Annotated in this window: 11 protein-coding genes; 8 read left to right on the forward strand and 3 right to left on the reverse strand. The window is 32.9% G+C overall.

Translation table 11 applies throughout. The features are described from left to right. Positions 1–173 precede the first annotated feature (173 nt). On the forward strand, positions 174–2543 hold the full coding sequence (locus BLV35_RS07995; protein ID WP_091087605.1) for a GAF domain-containing protein: 2370 nt from the start codon (positions 174–176) through the stop codon (positions 2541–2543). Here BLV35_RS07995 and BLV35_RS08000 read toward each other — a convergent pair. After that, entirely contained in the window at positions 2540–3742 is a 1203-nt protein-coding gene (locus tag BLV35_RS08000; RefSeq protein WP_091087609.1) for a Pycsar system effector family protein, read from the reverse strand. The two genes, BLV35_RS07995 and BLV35_RS08000, sit on opposite strands and share 4 nt — an antisense overlap. 25 nt (positions 3743–3767) lie before the next feature. Between BLV35_RS08000 and BLV35_RS08005 the strand changes: the two genes are divergently transcribed. Continuing rightward, positions 3768–7496 (forward strand): metallophosphoesterase, encoded by a 3729-nt coding sequence (locus BLV35_RS08005; protein ID WP_091087612.1) that lies wholly within the window; start codon positions 3768–3770, stop codon positions 7494–7496. Here BLV35_RS08005 and BLV35_RS08010 read toward each other — a convergent pair. Both BLV35_RS08010 and BLV35_RS08015 read right to left on the reverse strand, forming a co-directional pair. Beyond that, positions 7479–8357, reverse strand: coding sequence for an SdiA-regulated/phytase-like domain-containing protein (locus tag BLV35_RS08010; RefSeq protein ID WP_091087616.1), 879 nt, complete (start codon positions 8355–8357; stop codon positions 7479–7481). The genes BLV35_RS08005 and BLV35_RS08010 overlap by 18 nt on opposite strands. A gap of 45 nt (positions 8358–8402) precedes the next feature. Then, on the reverse strand, positions 8403–9467 hold the full coding sequence (locus tag BLV35_RS08015; RefSeq protein WP_091087619.1) for a hypothetical protein: 1065 nt from the start codon (positions 9465–9467) through the stop codon (positions 8403–8405). A gap of 338 nt (positions 9468–9805) precedes the next feature. On the opposite strand from BLV35_RS08015, the gene BLV35_RS08020 reads away from it, so the two are divergent. The 6 genes from BLV35_RS08020 to BLV35_RS08045 all read left to right on the forward strand — a co-directional run bounded on the left by BLV35_RS08020 (position 9806) and on the right by BLV35_RS08045 (position 21276). After that, positions 9806–11635, forward strand: coding sequence for a PAS domain-containing sensor histidine kinase (locus BLV35_RS08020; RefSeq protein ID WP_091087623.1), 1830 nt, complete (start codon positions 9806–9808; stop codon positions 11633–11635). Beyond that, positions 11625–12017, forward strand: a complete 393-nt coding sequence (locus BLV35_RS08025) for a response regulator (RefSeq protein ID WP_091087627.1) — start codon at positions 11625–11627, stop codon at positions 12015–12017. The genes BLV35_RS08020 and BLV35_RS08025 overlap by 11 nt, the downstream gene beginning before the upstream one ends. A 72-nt stretch (positions 12018–12089) precedes the next feature. Further along, the gene (locus tag BLV35_RS08030) at positions 12090–13004 is read left to right on the forward strand and encodes an ABC transporter ATP-binding protein (RefSeq protein WP_091087630.1); all 915 of its coding nucleotides are present in this window, start codon (positions 12090–12092) and stop codon (positions 13002–13004) included. A gap of 4 nt (positions 13005–13008) precedes the next feature. Then, positions 13009–13845, forward strand: a complete 837-nt coding sequence (locus tag BLV35_RS08035; protein ID WP_091087701.1) for an ABC transporter permease — start codon at positions 13009–13011, stop codon at positions 13843–13845. 15 nt (positions 13846–13860) lie between these two features. After that, the gene (locus tag BLV35_RS08040) at positions 13861–16197 is read left to right on the forward strand and encodes a T9SS type B sorting domain-containing protein (protein WP_176980592.1); all 2337 of its coding nucleotides are present in this window, start codon (positions 13861–13863) and stop codon (positions 16195–16197) included. Between the two features lie 24 nt (positions 16198–16221). Continuing rightward, positions 16222–21276: a T9SS type B sorting domain-containing protein gene (locus BLV35_RS08045; RefSeq protein WP_091087634.1), complete on the forward strand. Its 5055-nt coding sequence runs from the start codon at positions 16222–16224 to the stop codon at positions 21274–21276. Positions 21277–21346: the final 70 nt, after the last annotated feature.

Here is a 21346-nt window from a genome sequence, read left to right on the forward strand (position 1 = left end):
TCAGTTAACAAATCAGAAAACTCGAGTTTATTTAGGCCATTTAGTAAAGCTTGTTCTAAACCTTAAAAATATTAAACCTTCAATTACACTAGTGGTTGGAGTTTTTTTTATAAATTTACAGAGGTGAAAAAGCTCATTTACTAGTAATTTTGCCTTTTTAAATCCACTTCAGAATGAACACCTTAGTATTTAACGACAGCCCTTTTAAAACACTAATTTCCTTTCATAAACTAATCGAATCATTGGAAGAAATAGCATTGTCAGATATTGATTATCGTTCTAATTATGCAAAGGCAGTGTTAAAAGAAATTGAACCAATACCTGAATTTAGAACCGGTATTGCCGATTTATCAATTATTGAAAAGAACAAAACACTTATAAAATATTTACTGGCTGATTTATTCCCGACTTCATTAACAAATAATGAGATTAAAGCCGTTACGATTCCGTTTCAAAATTTGACTTTTAATTATTCAGAAAGGTTCAAAAAAATATTAAATGCTGCAGGAGATTTTGATTTAACAATAAGAGACTTTAGCGATGATCAATTTTATGTACTAAGCTGTATCTTAATATTAAATTCCTATTATCGTCAGCAGTTTGATTACAACAAGCCTTTATTCTATGATATTCCAAATTCAGATGGAATTATAAATCATTATCGCATTCTATACAATGCTGATTTCATAGAGATATACCCCACAGAAAAAGCCGTTCTATTATCATCTGAAGATATTGATGAATTGATGGACAATTATAGTAATATCGATTTATGGAAAGAGAAATTCCCTTTAGAAAGTTGGGTTCTAAAAGGTTTTGGGATAGTAACGCTTTATGATGCTACCAAGGAAAGTGCCATATCTAATTTAAAAAGTAATCTTTTAAAACCTGAAAAAGGACAAAATGATATTAATAAAAACTCAGACGCAATATTTAAATCAATATTTAAAGTTCCTGATTTAAGAATAGGTCTAGTCATATATAACGAAGAAGAAGGTAAATTTATACGGCCGCCTTTTAAAAATGAAGAGGTGGAAAGTTTCATTCTTCTGGATGAAAACGAAATCCCTTGCGAAAAAGCTTTTCTCGGATGCTCCTTCAGCACACTTCTAGAAGATAAAAAACCATTTTCAATTTCAAATGTGGAGCATTTTTCCACTATTCCCGGTAATGAAAAGTTTGCTAAACATTTATTAGCTCAAGGCATTAAAAGTTGCATTCTGGCACCGGTAATAAAAGACAATAAATTGCTAGGGATTATGGAACTCGTTTCATCCAAACCAAGACAACTAAATAGTATCAATGCAAACAATCTGGACCTTATATTGCCGTACATCGTAGATACTATGGAACGGTACAATATGGATTTAGAAAACCAAGTAGAAGCTATAATTCAACGTGAATATACTGCAATACACTCCAGTGTTTACTGGAAATTTAGAAATGAGGCACAAAAATATTTTCAAACAAACACCTCTAATAAGGATTATATATTTAAAGAAATTGTTTTCAAAGAAGTGTATCCACTGTATGGTCAAATTGACATTAAAGGTTCCTCTGAACACCGAAACGCAACTGTCAAAGAAGATTTAAAAAATCAACTTAATGTATTATCTGCCATTTTTGAAAATTTAGAAGCAAATAGTACACTTCCTTTACTGGAGCAACGAAAATTTGAAATGCAATCGTACGCTAAAGAATTGCAATTAGAATTAAAAGCAGATACAGAACAACAGATTCAAAACTACATTCAAAAAGAAATACACCCCATTTTATCTAATTCAAAAATTGAGGGCGAATGTCAGTTATTGATAAATAGCTATTTTGAAGACTTAGATCCAAAAACAGGTTTGTTTTATCAAGCACGGAAAAAATTTGATGACGCTATGTCTATCATCAATAAAAAAATGGCTACGGTTCTAGACAAAGAACAGGTGGAAGCACAAAATATATTTCCTCATTATTTCGAAAGGTTTAAAACCGATGGAGTCGAGCACAATCTCTATATTGGCGCATCGATTGCTCCTTCAAAACCCTTTGACTTAATGTATCTGAATAATTTAAGATTGTGGCAACTTCAAACGCTGTGCAAAATGGAATTAGAACATCATCAGCTTAAATCAGCATTGCCCTATGAACTAGATGTAACTTCCTTAATTTTAGTGTTTAGTTCTCCTATTTCTATTCGTTTTAGAATGGATGAAAAACGTTTTGATGTTGACGGAACCTATAATGCCCGTTATGAAGTGGTAAAAAAACGTATTGATAAATCCAACATCAAAGGAACAACCGAAAGAATTACCCAAAAAGAGAAAATCACGATTGTGTACTCCCATAATTATGAAGAAACAGAATACTTAAAATATATCAAGTTCTTACAATTTAAAGGAATCCTTGAACCAACAATAGAGCAATTTGACGTCGAAGAATTACAAGGTGTTTCTGGGCTTAAAGCACTACGAGTAAAGGTTTCAAATACTGTTGACAAAAACTCCCCTGACAAGAGATATACTTATCAGGAATTGCTCGATGAGTTGAATTAAAGCCTCACGGAATTAAATGCTATTACAAAAGCGATCACTGAAATTATTATTCCAATCATAAAAATATTATAGGTAATCCTTAATAATCTATATTTTTTTTCGAGAACAACACCTAGAAAATACAAATCTTTAATCATAGAGTTGTATAAATAGGCATTGTCTTTCATCATCTCATTTACTGCCCATTCGTATTCGACTAAAGGCATTTTATAAAAATTTCCAAAAAACAGTAAATTCACCTTTTTATCTTCTATATCTTGTCTTGTAAAAGTTCCAGTTGTAACTTTAGGACGCGTTGAAAGTATCGCGAAAATTATCGATACCACGCTAAACATCAGCATTATAAAAGTTGGAACGACCAGATGAGCATTATTAGCATTGTCTAATTTTGGAATTAAAGAAGATAATGCAATTGAGATAATAATAGCATTTACAGATAGTAATATATTAGCTTTACTATCTGCGATTCCGCTTAAACGAGTGTGATTACTTAGTGTTATTCTGAACAAAGTATCAACTCCGCGATCTGGTTTTACTTTCTTATCTTCCTTTTTAGTTTTCTTTTTTTTAATTTTGGTTACTTCCAGTGAATCGCTACTATCGTTTTGCATATTTTGTATTTCTTGTTCAATTACTTTAATATTTTTTTCTTTTAGAATCTGCCAATTTTCAATGGCATATTCAGTATAATATACGTGACGCTGAGATAACATTCTCAAGTTTTCTTGAGCCCATTCTAAGTCAGTGTATTTCACCCTATTTGTACTTTCCCATTCCCTTCTTAGTAGATTGCATTTTATTGGATAATCTTCCTTTGTAAAATGAAAAAAATCAGCATCCTTGATTATTTTTTCAAGAAGAGTTTGTGGTACATAATCGAAAATAGTTGCTTTTATAATACTAGAAACTTGTTGTATATATTCATCTGATTTATCTTTTTCCTTTAAAAAATCAGAAACAATATCAATGCTATGATTTTCATGGTTTTCGCATCCGTATATATATCCAGTATCGTGAAACCAAGCTGCTACAAGTAATATTTCACTTTCCAGCGGACTTAATTCCTCCTTTTTAGAAAGTTCTTGAACTGCAGTTACTACTTCTAAAGTATGGTTGCAATCATGATAGAAATATAAAACAGAAAGTTTATCTTTGAGTAATTTACAAACAAAATTTTCGGCTTCTTCTATAAGATTCATATGTAAATTTTTATACTACTAAATTATGAAATTGTTTTCGGATAATCGTTTCTACAAAAATAAAATATATCATTCTCTAGCTTTATTTTTAATATTATTGCAGTCTTGTGCGACACATCATCCACAATTTGGAAATAAAATTGAAAATCCTGTGGCTGATAACGCAACCGACACTTCAAAAATTGCCCATACTTTCTTTTTAATTGGTGATGCGGGGAACACTGACAAAAATAATGATAAAAACGCACTAAACTCGCTTCATGAAAAACTTGTTTTAGCAAATAAACACAGTACGCTCCTATTCTTGGGTGATAATATCTATCCAAAAGGAATGCCTCCAAAAGAAGATAAAATCGACTATGAAATCGCTCACAATAAGCTAGAAAACCAATTAAAACTTTCAAAAAATTTCAAGGGTAAAACTATTTTTATCCCCGGAAATCACGACTGGTATAATGGCATAAAAGGATTAGAACGACAAGAAGAAATAGTTACGGATTATCTTGATGATAAAAAATCATTCTCACCCAGAAAAGGTTGCCCTATTGATGATAAGAAAATAAATGACAACCTAATTCTTATTACCATTGACAGTCAATGGTTTCTTGAAGACTGGGATAAAACTCCAACACTAAATGATGATTGTTCGATTAAAAGTAGAGAAGCTTTTTTTGAAGAATTAGAAAGCATCTTAAATAAAAACAAAGATAAAACAGTCATTATGGCGTTGCATCATCCATTGATGACTAATGGCAGTCATGGCGGACAATTTTCTTTAAAAAAACAGCTTTTCCCATTAGAACAAAAAATTCCTTTACCAGTTATAGGTTCCTTAATTAACTTATTGAGAAAAACCTCAGGAATTAGTCCGCAAGACATTCAAAACAAACAATATACGGCTTATGTAAAACGAATGAAAACCCTTTTACAAAGCCAAAATAATGTAATTGTAGTTTCTGGTCATGATCATAATTTACAATATATTGACAACGATAATATCAAGCAAATCATTAGTGGTGCAGGATCTAAATCTGAAGCAGCAAGAGCAATAAATTCAAATGACTTCTCCTATGAGAAAAATGGTTATGCTACATTAGACACCTATGAGAATGGAAAAACAACAGTTTCATTTTACGGTAGAGACAACAATCAAACTCAATTATTATTCAGAAAAACAGTACTTTACCCTAAGAAAGAAATTAAAGTTGATTATGCAACTCGATTTTCTCCAACAGAAAAGACCTCTATTTACACCCCTGAAATGATTGACAAAAGTGCTACTCATAATTTTATTTTTGGCACCCATTATAGAAAATATTATGGCACTTTAATAGAATCACAAGTAGCGACACTCGACACGCTCTATGGTGGTCTATCACCTGAAAGAGCTGGCGGAGGACATCAATCTATTTCACTGAGACTCACTGACCCGGATGGTAAAGAATATGTAATGCGTGCTGTAAAGAAAAGTGTGGGACGCTTTTTGCAAAGTGTTGCTTTCAAAGATCAATATGTAGAACATGAATTTAAAAACACCTATGCTGAAAATTTCCTATATGATTTTTATACCACTGCGCATCCTTATGCGCCATTGGCCGTTGGTAATTTAGCCGATGGAATTGGTGTTTTCCATACAAATCCTCATTTGTATTATATACCAAAACAAGAAGTATTAGGAGCTTTTAATGCTGATTTTGGGAATGAATTGTATTTAGTTGAAGAGCGTCCTTCCGAAAGTCAAAAAGACCTAGAGTCCTTTGGAAAACCAGATGATATAATTAGCACCGAAGATTTACTAGAGAACTTACGCAAGGATGAAAAATATATTGTTGACGAAAACGAATACATAAAAGCGCGTTTATTTGACATGCTCATTGGGGATTGGGATAGACATTATGACCAATGGCGCTGGGCCGAATATAAAAAAGACAATCAAGTTATTTATAAGCCCATTCCTCGTGATAGAGATCAAGCTTTTTCTAAATATGATGGTGCATTGCTTTCAATCCTGATGAATATTCCAGCACTTCGTCATATGCAAACATTCAAGGATGACATTAAAAATGTTAAATGGTTCAATAGAGAACCGTACCCTTTAGACCTTGCTTTTTTAAAAACCGCTACCGAAAAAGAATGGATTGCTCAAGCCAAATACATTCAAGAAAACCTATCTGATGAAACTATAGACCACGCTTTTGACAATTTACCTAAAGAAGTACAAGACGAGACCATAGAGCAAATAAAGCAGAAACTAAAATTGAGAAGAGCACAGTTAGTAAAATATGCGAGCGAGTACAATCGTGTATTACAAAAAACGGTTTTGGTTGTTGGTACCAATAAAAAAGACAAATTTATAATCCATCATGTTGCTAAAAATAAAATTGAAGTTAGTGTTTATCGAATAAAAAAAGAGGGTGATGAATTAGAGTATACTAAATTATTTAACGGCTCTAGAACTAAGAATATCTGGGTGTATGGCTTAGATGATGATGATGAATTTGAAGTTACAGGCAATAAAAAATCAAGTATAAACATTAGACTTATTGGTGGACAGAACCACGACGCCTATACAATTACAAATGGTCACAACACTAAAATTATTGATTTTAAATCAAAAGAAAACAGCTTTGCCATTGACTCAAAAACTAAAAAACTCCTGACTGATGATTATGAGGCAAATCTTTATGATTATAAGAAACCAAAATACAATGCCTTTTCAGGTATGCCAACTATTGGTTTTAACCCTGATGACGGAATAAAACTTGGCATTGTTGCAAACTACACTATCAATCATTTTAAACAAAATCCATACACCAGAAAACACACACTAAAAGCTAATTATTATTTTGCAACGGAAGGTTTTGAATTACTATACAACCTCCATGTTCCTAAAATAGCTGGGAATTGGGACTTTAATTTAGAATCCCAAATTACCAGTCCAAATTTTGCCATTAACTATTTTGGTTTTGGAAACAACAGTCTAAATAATGAAGAGTTATACGGCATGGATTACAATAGAGTTCGCATTAGAATGCTTAAAATAGCACCACAAATTAAAAAAACAGGACTTTATGGAAGTACTATTCTTTTTCAGACGTCCATTGAAAGTTTTGATGTAGAAAGCACTAGTAATCGTTTTGTAGCAATTCCAAACAGTGTACATCCCAGAGTTTTTGACAGTCAGCAATTCGCTGGAGCGAGTATAAAATACAGTTATGAAAACTATGACAACCCTTCTTTACCAACCATGGGAATGGGTTTTTCAATAGGTGGAAGTTGGAAAATAAACCTTAACGATACAAAACGTAATTTCCCTGCTATCGAGTCTAAACTTAATTTTAACCATAAAATTGATTCGAACGGAAAACTTGTGTTAGCCACTCTATTAAAAGGAAAAGCAATCTTGAATAATAATTATGACTTTTATCAAGGAGCAACTTTAGGTGGTGATTATGATTTAAGAGGTTTTAGAAACCAGCGTTTTCTAGGAAACCAATCCTTTTTTCAAAGCAGTGACATTCGCTATTCAATAGGGAAAATCAAGAATAGTATCGTTCCTATGACCTATGGAGTCTTCGGAGGTTTTGATTATGGAAGAGTTTGGCTAGATGGAGAAACGTCAAATAAATGGCATCAATCCATGGGTGGCGGTATCTGGCTTAATGGTCTCAATAGCATAACGACAAGATTAACTTACTTTAAAAGTGCCGATGATGAAGGACGTATCACTTTTGGCTTAGGGTTGGGCTTCTAGTCTTTCTACCGTTGTTTCATAAACAAAACCACCTATTTTTTTAGTCTTTTCGTCAGCAATCAATAGTGTTGAATTGTCTTTAAAGCAAATGGCTTCTTTTTGCGAAAAATGATGTAGTTTAAGTTCACTTACTTTTCCTGACAAGAAATTATCTGTAGTGAAATCTTTAAAAAGCCATACTTTACTATGGCATAAAAGAACCACTTTAGATCCATCCGGACTTATGGCTGCACTAGTAACGGTATTGTTTTCAAAACTACCTCCGGTCTTGAATTCTCCAAGTAACTCTGCCTGATGATAACCTGCTTTATTAGGGATTTTATAAAGGAAGGTCGTGCCATCAAATTTACTACTTCTGTTTTTCGTAAAAAGATAAAAGTTATTCTTAAATTCAAAAAAAGATTCTACATCATATAGAAGACCCGTCTTTTTTGGAGGAAATTTTTTTTGCTCAGGATACTCAAATGAAATTTTATAAGAAGCGTTTATAGTATTCTTTAGTAAAGAATCTTTAGCAATTTTATAAATACATAAATCTTTCCTGGTGTTTTCGTTGTTACCAAAATCCCCTATGTATAGATTCCCTTCACTATCCTTAGTAATATCTTCCCAATCGATATTTTTAGCATTATCGATTGTGATACTTTTTTCCAATTCCCCCTTTGGGCTTAACCCATAAATTGCATTTGCATTACCGCTATCTTCAAGAACCCAAAGCAAGCTAGATTGAGTTGAATAAGCTATGCCTGAAACTTCTTTTAATTTGTTCGGTAGTGCATAAAGCGATGTTATTAATTTTGAATCCTGTTTACAAGACAATAACAATATTGACAATAGCAGAATCGAAATTGGGTTTCTCATACTTTGAAGAATTATATACTAACAATAAAGAATCTTAATTATAGATTAAAACCCAGGTTTAAATAAATTGGCGTTTTTATAGTTTCTGGTCACAAATCGGAAGGCTGCAGTTAAAACATTCCCCATCCTTTTAGCATTTTTAAAATTCAAATCATTTGTAAATACAAACAAATCATTCTTTAGTCGCTGTACATGTTCATCAGGGGCAATGAGGTCATTTCCCATAATCTTCAATAATCGTTTAATACGTGTTTCTGCCGAAAGGATTCTTTTAGCTAATACCGCTCGTTCTTCATTTTTATATTGTTCAATGGAACTATCCTGCAATTTATCCTTGACTAATTTTACCATAGGATAATTCTCTTTAAAGAATTGTGGTCTATAAATCTTGAAATTCCCCTCATAACATTGCTGGTCAAAATCAATGGGGCGAATTCTATAGACTACCTGATCAAAATCGTGAATTGGCACAATTACATAGTTGTACGCCCTCATATCTCCTAAAAGACGTATCATGCAACGTTCATTAAACTTTACAAATTCCTTTGCTATCTGTGCTTTTTCGGTTTCACTACAATCCTCCAAAAGTGTTTTTATAAATACATCTCCTGGAATACCCATGATATGTTCTTCAATCAATGTATCTTCATACACTAAGAAATTGATTTTATCAGGAGATAATATGTGCTCTAACTCTAGTCCATATACACGCGAAGCATCAGCTTTTTTCACATAAAAATGAGTGTAATTATCATTTAATATGTTTCTAACTTTTATTCGAAAAGGTTTAGAATTCCCAAAAGTGCAATAATCGATTGAATCTACATTCAAAAACTTAATAATGTCTAAATTACCATCAGAATGTAAAAGCGAATAAATCTTTTTTAAGGTAAGATCAATTTCCATTCTTTCAAATTCATTGTAATAAACCCTTATCCATAAGGTATCTACCTCCTGCTTATCATAAACGTTTATAGCTCCTGAGAAACGCAACAAATCATCATAAACTACGGGAACTTTCGAGATTCGATCAAAACGACCTAAATAATCAAAAAGGGCATTATTTATAGGATAGGATGGTTTTTTAAACAGTACTTCAGAATCGCTCATTAGGGTGTATTTAATGCAAATTTACATCAATTTATAAGTAAAAGATAATAAAACTCAAACTTCTTAACTTTTGACAAGCCTAAGAGACCCGTTTCAAAGCATTTAAAAATTAAAACTAGTATCCACTGTCTCAACATACTAGCGTAAGAAAAATTTTATCCTGTACTTTTTAAAATATTCGACAAAACTATCGAATCAACTGATTGACAACTTCTTACGTCATAAATAACCACCTAATCCGAAAATATTCTCAATTTAATTACTAAAAAAAACAGTAAGGAATATATTTATTCTACATTTGAAAGCCCCCAAGGCTAAATCGATACTCTAAACCTACTATGATAAACCAACATGATATTTATGTTAAAGCAGCTGCGTCTGCTAAAATCGGTATATGGAAAATAGACATCAAAGCCAATACCGTTTATTGGGACGCTGTCACAAAAAAAATTCTTGAAGTTTCTCAAGATTTCGAACCAATAAGAGGATATGCAATCAATTTCTTTTCGGAGGGTGAAGTAAGAACTCGATTCGAAAAAAACATAAAAAAAGCAGTTGAAGAAGGAGTTTCATTTGACGAAAAATTCCAAATTACAACCGCCAAAAACAACCCCAAATATGTCGAATGTGTTTGCCAAGTCGAATTCAAAAACGGCGAACCAACCCATTTAATAGGTACTTTTCAGGATATTACAAAAGAACAAAACCTGATTCATAAACTAGAATTAAGTGTAGAAAAATTCTCATCTATCTTTTCAAGCGCAAATGATGCCATCATCATTATTGACTCGGCAACGGGAATTATTACAGACTGTAATGCAAGATCTTATGAACTTAGTGGTTATGACTGTTCCGAACTATTAGGTCTTCATAATTCAGAACTTTTCCCGCCTGATAAAAGAAAAGGAATTAGACGATTTCTTGCAAATCAATTAAAAAAAGATACTCATTTTGTAAATGAGACCTACTTAAAAACAAAGAATAACACTGTTATTCCAGTGGAAGTTGCCTCAGGAAAAAAGTTTATAGTAGATAATCATACCTACCTGGTTTGTTTTTTTAGAAACATAAGTGATCGTAAAAATGTTGAAGCAAATCTAAATATGCTATCTCTTGTTGCTTCTGAAACTACTGACACCATTGTAATTGCTAATGCACAGGGAAAAGCAATTTGGGCAAACAATGCCTATTTAGAATTGACAGGTTTAAGTTTAGAAGAAGTATTAGATGAAAGACCTGGTTATATGTCTAAAGGCCCAGAGACAGATCCTGAAGCTACTGCCAAAATGCGAAAAGCTATTCAGAATAAAGAAAGTATAAAAATTACGATTCTGAATTACAATAAAAAGAAAGAAAAATATTGGTTTGAATTGAATATTACAACTGTATTTGATAACGAAAATAATTTTATAAATTTTGTTGGTGTAGGACGGGATGTTACTCAAAGGATAGAAAAAGAGATTGAACTTAAAAATCTCTTAGAAGTAACAAGTCAACAAAACAGCAAATTATATAATTTTGCACACATTGTTTCCCATAATATCAGATCGCATTCCAGCAATTTAGAAATGGTTGTCGATATCATTGAGAATTCGAAAACTATAGAAGAAAAACTTTCTTACTTTGATCTTTTTAAAGAAGGGACTGCAAAACTTTCGGAAACGATCGAATATTTAAACGAAATAATAACTATTCAGCAAAAAACAAATGTTGAAAAAATCACGATTTCTTTAAAAGACGAAATACAAAAAACAAAAATGGCCTTGCGACTGGCTATTAAAGAAAGTGAAATATCAATAATCGACACTATTCCTGACAATTTAATGGTGAAGGTAGTTCCCGCTTATCTAGATAGCATTTTACTTAACTTATTTACTAATGCCATAAAATATAAATCCCCAAAACGGAAAGCTTTTCTCGAAATCAATTACGAAATCAATGAATCCCAAACTATTATTAGTTTCAAGGACAATGGACTAGGATTAGATTTAAAGAAAAACGGTCATAAATTATTTGGAATGTACAAAACGTTCCATGGCAACGAAGATGCAAAAGGAATAGGATTATATATAACTAAGAACCAAATAGAGGCGATGGACGGGAAGATTGAAGTAGAAAGTAAATTAGACTGTGGCTCTACTTTTAAAATTTTTATAAATGAAAAATAAAACAACCTATATAATCGATGACGACAAATTGTCGATTAAATTAATGAGTATGTTGATTTCAAAAAATAAATTTTGTGAAGAAATAGTATCGTTTCACAATTCTCAAATTGCATTAAATGAGTTGGCTAAAAACTGTGATAAGCCCTCAAGTTTACCTGACGTCATCTTGCTTGATTTAAATATGCCTATTTTAGATGGATGGCAATTCCTTGATGAATTTATAAAATTACCCATTAAGAAAGAAATCGCCATTTTTATTGTCACCTCTTCCATTGACCCCTCTGATATTGAAATGGTAAAGAAATATGACATTGTAAAAAACTATATCATGAAACCAATTACCGCTCAAAAATTAGAAGAAGCAACCCTATTAATTGCTTAACAAACTAATTTTGTTAAAACGGTAACAATTGGTTAATTTGTTCGTCCTATAGATAATATAAAAACGAACATTTTGGAAACCATCCTTTCTATCAAAAATCTCAGCAAACGCTACGGAAGCGTGCAAGCCTTAAAAGATATTTCCTTCGAAATAAAAAAAGGTCACGTTTATGGTATTCTAGGACCAAACGGAAGCGGAAAATCAACAACACTTGGAATTGTTTTGAATGTGGTTAATAAAACCTCAGGGGAATACAGCTGGTTTGGCGGAAAAATGGAAACCCATGATGCTTTGAAAAAAGTAGGAGCAATTATCGAAAGGCCTAATTTCTATCCTTATATGACAGCACAAGAAAACCTGAGGCTAGTTTGTAAAATAAAGGATATCAGTTATGCTAAAATTCAGGAAAAACTACAACTTGTAGGTTTAGACGAAAGAAAAGACAGTAAATTTAGCACCTTTTCTTTAGGAATGAAACAACGTTTAGCGATTGCCTCTGCCCTATTAAATGATCCAGAAATATTGATTTTAGATGAGCCTACTAACGGCTTAGACCCTCAGGGAATTCATCAAATTAGAGATATTATAAAACAGATTGCATCGCAAGGAACTACTATTTTACTTGCCTCTCATTTATTAGATGAAGTCGAAAAAGTGTGTACACATGTTTTAGTGTTAAGAAAAGGACTCGTTCTCTATTCCGGAAGTGTACATGGCATGTCTTCCAATGAAGGTTTCTTTGAACTTCAAGCAGAGGATTCTGAAAACTTAATCCAAGCTTTACGCCCACATCCCGCTATTGAGAGCATTAAGCAAGAGGACGAAAAGGTTTTTGTATATCTAAAAAGCCCCTTAGAAGCCGCCGCTTTAAATAAATTTCTTTTCGAAAAAAATATTAATCTAAGTCATTTGGTAAAACGCAAACACAGTTTGGAAGAGCAATTTTTAGAATTGACAAAAAATGCTTCACCAACACTTAAAAACTAAAAAAATGAAAAGATTATTATCGATTGAATTGCAAAAAATATGGATGAACAAAGCTAGTCGAGTTTTGACGTTGACCTATTTCATTCTACTTTCCTTTATAGCAATGATTGCGTCTATAAAATTTGATATTGGTTTTTTTAAAATTCATCTTGCTGAAATGGGTATATTTAATTTCCCCTTTATTTATCACTTCAACACTTATATTGCAGCAGTTTTAAAATTATTTTTAGCAATTGTTATCGTTTCCATGATGGCTAATGAGTATAGTTACGGTACTTTAAAACAAAATTTAATTGACGGTTTGAGTAAAAAAGAGTTCATTTTGTCTAAATTTTTGACGGTGCTGTTATTTTCTTTTTGTTCTACCGTTTTTGTATTTCTTATGTCTTTAATTCTAGGCTACCTCTTTTCCTCCTATACAGAGCTATCTGTAGTCTTTTCTGAAATGGAATATCTAGTGGCATTCTTTGTCAAATTAGTTGGCTTTTTCTCTTTTTGTTTGTTTTTAGGAATACTGGTAAAGCGATCTGCATTTGCCCTTGGTTTTCTATTAGTATGGAATATCATAGAAGGAATCGCAAAAGGAATTTTAGTTTTTAAAATATTTCCTGATAATAAAACAGCTGATTATATAACTCAATTTTTTCCACTAGAGTCGATGTCTAACCTAATAATTGAGCCTTTTTCCAGATTATCGGTGATAAAAAATATCGGAACACAAATTGGAGTAGACAGTGTAAAAGATTACAGTGTTCATTTTTCCTCACTATTAATTGTGTTGTCATGGTCAATTATCTTCATGTTATTATCATACAAGTTATTAAAAAACAGAGATTTATAGTACCTTTACAAGTGTATGAAGTCTTTAAAAACAATATTACTTTGTGTTTTTCTTTGTTGTTTTCCCATTTTGGGAAAGACTCAGTCATTTACTGTAAACGATACTTATACCGCACAAAATCTTGTAGACATACTGACAAACAATAGTACATGCGCTACTACTTCAAATTCTAATGCGTCGGGAGACACCTTTTCAGGAACAAAAAATAGTTATAGTTATTTCAATTCAGGACCAAGTGGCTTTCCCTTTGCCGAAGGTGTCCTTTTGAGCACTTGGAGCAGTGTTAATTCAGTTGGACCATTTGTTAGAAATTCCGGAGGTGGTGGTAAATTATGGTTAGGCGATGCTGATCTAAATCAAGCAATAAACATTAAATCGATAAATGCAACTGTTTTAGAATTTGATTTCATACCCTTGACCAACTTCATTAGTTTCAATTATATTTTTGCTTCAAATGAATACCAAGATGCTTTCCCTTGCGAATATTCCGATGGATTTGCATTTTTAATAAAAGAAAAAGGAAGTACTGGTAGTTACAAAAATTTGGCAGTAATTCCTGGGTCTTCAACCCCAGTCTCATCTACAAACATACATCCCGCTATCAGCTATACAAATCCTACTTCAGGAGCTACTAAATCCTGCGCTGCAATAAATGAAAACTATTTTGGGCAACTAAATACTAGTATACCTAATTCAAGCCCTATAAATTATAGTGGACAAACAAAAGTAATGACCGCAGAAACAATTGTTACTGCAGGAACTTTATATCATATCAAATTGGTAATCGCAGATGATGAGTTTGAATATTTTGACTCCGCTGTTTTCCTTCAAGCTGGTAGTTTTGTCTCTAAAATAGATTTAGGCGCAGATAGGTTACTGGCCACAAATAACGGTGTATGTTTTGGCGAAAATTACATTATAGATACTAAACTACCTACAACTTATAGTTATAAATGGTATAAAAACAATACATTAATAGCTGGTGAAGTAGACCCATCGTATACCGTTAAAAATTCGGGAACTTACAAAGTTGAAATCACGCTAAACCCCACAACGTGCACCGCGACGAATGAAATAAAAATTGAGTACACTCCTGAAATTGTCCTGAACAATACTACTTTAGTACAATGCGATGACAATGGCGACGGAGTTTCCTTTTTTGACTTAACTAAAGTAGATACTCAAATCAAAAATAATGATTCTTCTTTAAGTGCCGTTGCTTATTATGAAACATTGGCAGAAGCCAAAGGCTCCGTAAATGCGATTACAAATTCGACATCGTATGCGAACAAATCCCAAAATCAAATCCTGTATGCAAGAGTTACCAATTCTTACGGTTGCGTAAATTATGCTGAACTAACACTACAAATTTCTAATAAAAGTATTGGGCCATTAAATCCATTTATGACCTGCGATTTAGATACCACTCAAGATGGTTTATCTATCTTTGATTTAAATGCAGAAATAACGCCAACCGTTTTAAATGGACTAGCGGCTGGATTAAATGTAGAGTACTATTTGAATCCAGCTGACGCTCTTTCCAAAAAGAATGTGATTCCAAATGTATTTAAAAACACGACTCCCTATCAACAAATTATTTATGCAAAAATTATAAACGGCCCTGACTGTTATGCCATTACCCCTATTACACTGATTATAGATACTTTTATCCCTCCAAATTTCCAAGATTTAAACTCAAGTTTATGTAACGGGAATACGATAAATATAGCAGTCGCTACGGGATTCAGCAGCTACTTATGGAATACCGGTGAAACAACAAATATAATAACAGTAGCTGCTGCCGGAGACTATTTCGTTACAGTTACCAATTCAAACGGATGTTCAGCAACTAAAAAGTTTTATATAACTGCTTCGGGAATCGCTACCATAAACAGCACTACAATAAATGATTTCGCAGGAAATGAAAATTCCGTATTAATAGAATATACAGGGCCAGGAGATTACGAATTTTCAATTGATGGTTCCTATTTTCAGGATAACCCACAATTTGAAGGAGTAGCTGCAGGAACCTATATCGCCTATGCAAGAGATAAAAATGGTTGTGGCATATCAACTCCTTTTGTCTTCTATGTATTGGATTATCCTAGGTATTTTACCCCTAACGGAGATGGCTATAATGATCATTGGAATATTGAAAACCTAGATTTATTACCAAAATCAACGATAACCATATTTAATCGCTATGGAAAATTACTAAAAGAAATAAGTCCTACAAGTGCGGGATGGAATGGTACATTCAACGGACGTCCATTAACTGCTGATGATTATTGGTTTAATTTAACATTTGAAGATGGAAAAATCATAAAAGGCCATTTTTCTTTAAAGAGATAATACTTATTTCCCTATTTTTAGCCCATGAAAAAAACTTTACTTATTTTCTTTACTTTTTTATCAATAAGCTGTTTTGCCCAATTTAGTAAAACACATTATATACCGCCAATTACTGCTCAAAATAATTTGGTAGGAGATCATTATTTATATATTTCGACACCTAGTACTACTAACGTTAACTTCAAGATCATTGAGAATGGAGGCGCTGTAATTTCAGGTATTGTCAACAATACTACTCCCTTTGTATATTATATTGGCCAGGGAAATAATTCTCAATTATTCACTCCAAAAACAACAATTGGAACAATTCAGAATAAAGGTTACATTATAGAATCCGAAAATTTAATTTATGCTAGTGTCAGAGTAAACTCCGGTCTGAACATTAACGGAACCTATAATCATGCTGGAGGTCTAGTCTCTAAAGGGAAGAGTGCTCTAGGGAAAGTATTTAGATTAGGTGCAATGTTAAATCCATTATACGATACGTCTCTTCTAAATTTCGCTTCCATTATTTCAACTGAAAACAGCTCTAGAGTAACTATTTCAAATATTCCTGTTGGCACTATTTTAACTGACGGAACTACAATTACGGGCCCTATTACAATACTGCTAAATAAAAATGAAAGTTATGTTTTAGCCTTAGAAAACTATTCTAATACAACTTCTAATAGCTCTAAAATGATAGGCGCTCTTGTAGAGTCTGACAAACCTATAGCTGTAAATTCAGGCTCATTTGGAGGAAGTAATAATACAATAGTTACTGGAGCAGCTCCGATGGGAACTGGCCGCGATGTAGGGTTTGATCAAATTGTACCATTAGAAAAAATAGGTAAGGAATATATATTTGTAAGAGGAAATGGGACTGATGAATTAGAAAGCATAATTTTAGTTGCTCATAGCGATAATACTCAAATATTTACTAATGGAAATTCAACTCCTATTGCAACACTTAATGCTGGAAGCTATTATGTTCTAAATGGTAGTAATTTCGTTAATGGAAACTTATATGTAAATTCATCTGAGAACTTATTTGCCTATCAATGTATAGGAGGTACCGCCGCACCAGCTAATCAAAACTTATTTTTTGTACCGCCAATAAACTGCTCAACACCAAACATTGTTGACAACATCCCTTTAATCGAATCAATAGGAAGTATCACCTATAATGGAGGACTAAACATAGTAACCGAAACTGGCGCATTAGTTTCAATCAATGGCAGCCCAATTGCAACAACAGCCGTTTCAATAGCTGGAAATCCAAATTTCGAAAGATATACCATAAGTGGTCTTTCCGGTAATATTACCGTTAAATCCACGAAACAAGTCTATGTTTCTTATTTTGGAACTAATGGGGCAGCAACTTATGGTGGTTATTATTCTGGTTTTGATACTAAGCCTGAAATCGTAACTGATAATTTAGCTATAAATAGTACAAACTGCATCCCAAATGTAAACTTGAACATTAGTACTTTTTCTTCCTACGATACATTTCAATGGTATTTTAATGACAACCCAATTACAGGAGCAAACTCAAACTCATATACTCCAACTCAACCAGGTTATTATCAAGTAAAAGGAGGTATTCTAGGATGTGTAAGTAATGTATTTTCAGACAAAATACCCGTAAGTGACTGTGCATTAGATTCTGATAATGATGGAGTAAATAACAATATTGATATTGACAATGATAATGATGGGATTACAAATTGTACTGAGTCGTATGGTAATCTTGGAATCGACACCTCAAATCTAAATAGCGGTATTATTAATAAAAATAATTACACTAACTCCTTCGCGGGAGTACTAACTTCAAATCCTACTACAGCCACTTCCTCTTTTATAGGCAAAACGAATGGCGATTTCACTACTGAGATCCCCGCGGGTAGTGGAAATTCACTTACTTATCAGATGAATTTTACTAAACCAATATCATTAGCGTTAGAGTACATTGCTGTAGCAAACAGTAGTGACTTACTAAATTCTAATTCCGAATTTATTTTAAAATCACCCACTAATAAAACTATTACAGTATTAAACCCAAATAATCAGCTCTTAATTGACACTAATTATGATGGGATTTTTGAAAGTAACATAACGGAATTTTCTTCTTTCGAAATTCGATTTAGACTAAATAGCGCTGTACCATTAGCAGCTGGCACAGGTACATTTAGTTTTCGTTCTTTCATGACAGAATCAATTTCTTTTACACAGAAAAACTTATCTGATACTGAAATTAATAAAGCCTCATTTACAATTGTAGCTACATGTATACCAAAAGACACAGATCTTGATGGAATACCTGACCAATTGGACCTTGACAGTGACAATGACGGAATTCCAGATACTGTCGAAGCACAAGGGGCAAATACTTTTATAGCCTATTCCGCTGTGGATATTAATAAAGATGGACTAAGTGATGCTTTTGGAACGGGGTTAATTCCTGTTGACAGCGATAGTGACGGAATAAAAGATTATATCGACCTAGATAGTGATAATGACGGAATATACGATTTAGTTGAATCTGGTTCTAATGCTTCTGACACCAATTTAGATGGAGTTATCGACGGCACTAATTTTGGAGCTAATGGCCTAGCAAACAACCTAGAAACCGTACCCGAAAGCGGCATCATTAACTATACCATTAGAGATACAGATAGTGATGGGATTAAAAATTATCTTGAATTAGACAGTGATAATGATGGCTGTTATGATGTCATAGAAGCTGGATTTACAGATAATAGTTTAGGATTATTGGGTTCGATTGCTCCTCCAACAGTTGATTCCAAAGGAGTCGTAACAAGTAGGACTAATGGTTATACAACTCCACATCCTAACTATACGATTGCAGCTCCTATTGTAATTACCACAGAACCTATTGTTGCACCTACTTGTGAATTACAAAATGCAACAGTGACAGTAGTAGATAATGGCGGGAATACCTACCAATGGCAACTATCAACGAATGGTGGAGCTATGTGGAATAATATTGTTAATGGCACAACGTACTCAGGAGAAACAACCAATACCTTATTAATAACAAGTGTGAAAAATGCCATGGACGGATATAAATATCGTGTTCAATTAAAGAAAGTGGGAAACTCATGCGACTTACTTTCCTCAGAAACAACATTAACGGTTTATGCTTTACCTGACGTTACTAATGTAACTATTATTCAGTGTGACGATGATAGGGATGGATATACTTTTGTAAATCTAAAGGTGAAAAATGATTTTATTTCAAAAAATCCAGCCGACATGTTTACTTATTTCACAACATTTGCTGCAGCAGAAACCAATAACCCCGCATTAGAAATAACCAATCCTATTGCTTTTAACACCAACGACACTAGTGTTTGGGCAAGAGTTACCAATAACAATAGTTGCTTTACCGTTGCAAAAATTGACGTTTTTGTTTCTGTCACTCAAATTCCTCCTGGAACACAGTGGGATTTATTCAAATGTGACGACTATCTTGACGCTACAAATGATGATAGAGATGGCGTTGCTAGTTTTGATTTTACACCTATTCAAAATGACATACAAACAAATTATCTTCCTGCAACAGGAACATATACTGTTTCATACTACAGAACCGAAAGTGATTTTCTATCACAAACAAATCCTATTTTGCCTATAAACAACTACAGAAATATCGGTTTCCCAAATAGACAAGTTTGGGTAAGAGTTGATAGCACAATTGACAAATCATGTTATGGGTTTGCAAAAATAAATTTAACTGTTGAAGCTTTACCAGTAGCTAATAATGTAAATCCCAATCAAATTATTAGAAGTTGTGATGATAATCAAGATGGAATTTTTAACTTCGACACCTCTTCTATAACCTCCTTAATTTTAAAAGGTCAAACCAATGCTATTATAAGTTACAGTAATGGTTCTGGAACAGTTTTATCAAGTCCATTACCAAATCCATTAACTGTGAATGGTAATTTAACCATTAATTACAAAGTAACCAACAATACAACTCAAGTAGATAATGGTCCTTGTTATGATGAAAATTCGTTCCAGTTTATTGTCGATGATCTACCCGAAGCTTTTTCTATTCTTACGGCTTTAACAACAGCGTGTGATGACGAGCCAAATCCTTTACTTCAAGACGGAAAATTTGCTTTCGACACATCAACTTTTGAAGCGACAATTCTAAAAGGACAAACAGGGATGGACGTTAAATACTTTGACCAAAATAGAAAATTGCTATCCAGTCCATTGCCCAATCCATATGTTACCGAGACACAAAACATTACAGTCACAGTTCAAAACGCGATAAACACGACCTGTACAGCATCACTTATTATACCTTTTATTGTAAATCCTTTACCTAACATTAGCTTAAATACAAATGGAAGCGAGAATGAATTAGTATGTTCCAATCTTCCTACTTTTTTTGTAAAGCTAGATGCTGGAATTCAAGATGGGACTTCTCCCAGCAATTACACCTATCAATGGACAAAAGACAATATAAATTTAACAACTGAAACTAAGGACTTTTTAAATGTTAATGCAATAGGCTTATATACTGTAAACGTAACTAGCCCTTTTGGCTGCAGTAGAATACGAACGATAAAAGTCACCGCTTCAGATATAGCATATCTTCAAAGTATAACTGTTGTAGATTTAGCAAATACCAATACCGTTACTGTAAATGTTACTGGTCAAGGTAACTATGAATATAGTTTAGACGAACCGAACGGTCCATTTCAAGTATCAAATTTCTTTGATAATGTACCAGCTGGGATTCATGAAGTATATATAAATGATAGTAATGGCTGCGGAACTATAAGTAAAACAATAGCCGTTCTCGGAATACCTAAATTTTTTACTCCAAATGGAGACGGATACAACGATTACTGGAATTTAAAAGGTGCAAATAAAGACTTTAATTCTACATCCTTAATTTATATTTTTGACCGTTATGGTAAACTGCTTAAAAAAATCAATCCCTCAGATCTTGGATGGGATGGTACATTTAATGGACGCCTACTACCGTCAGATGACTATTGGTTTACAGTTAAGTTAGAGGATGGAAGGGAAGCAAAAGGACACTTTAGTTTAAAAAGATAAGTAAATTCACATATTTAACATGCAATAGTGCTTTATTATTATTAATTCAATATTACTTAGAATTCACTAC

The organism is Flavobacterium gillisiae (assembly GCF_900107635.1).
Taxonomy (GTDB): Bacteria; Bacteroidota; Bacteroidia; order Flavobacteriales; family Flavobacteriaceae; genus Flavobacterium; species Flavobacterium gillisiae.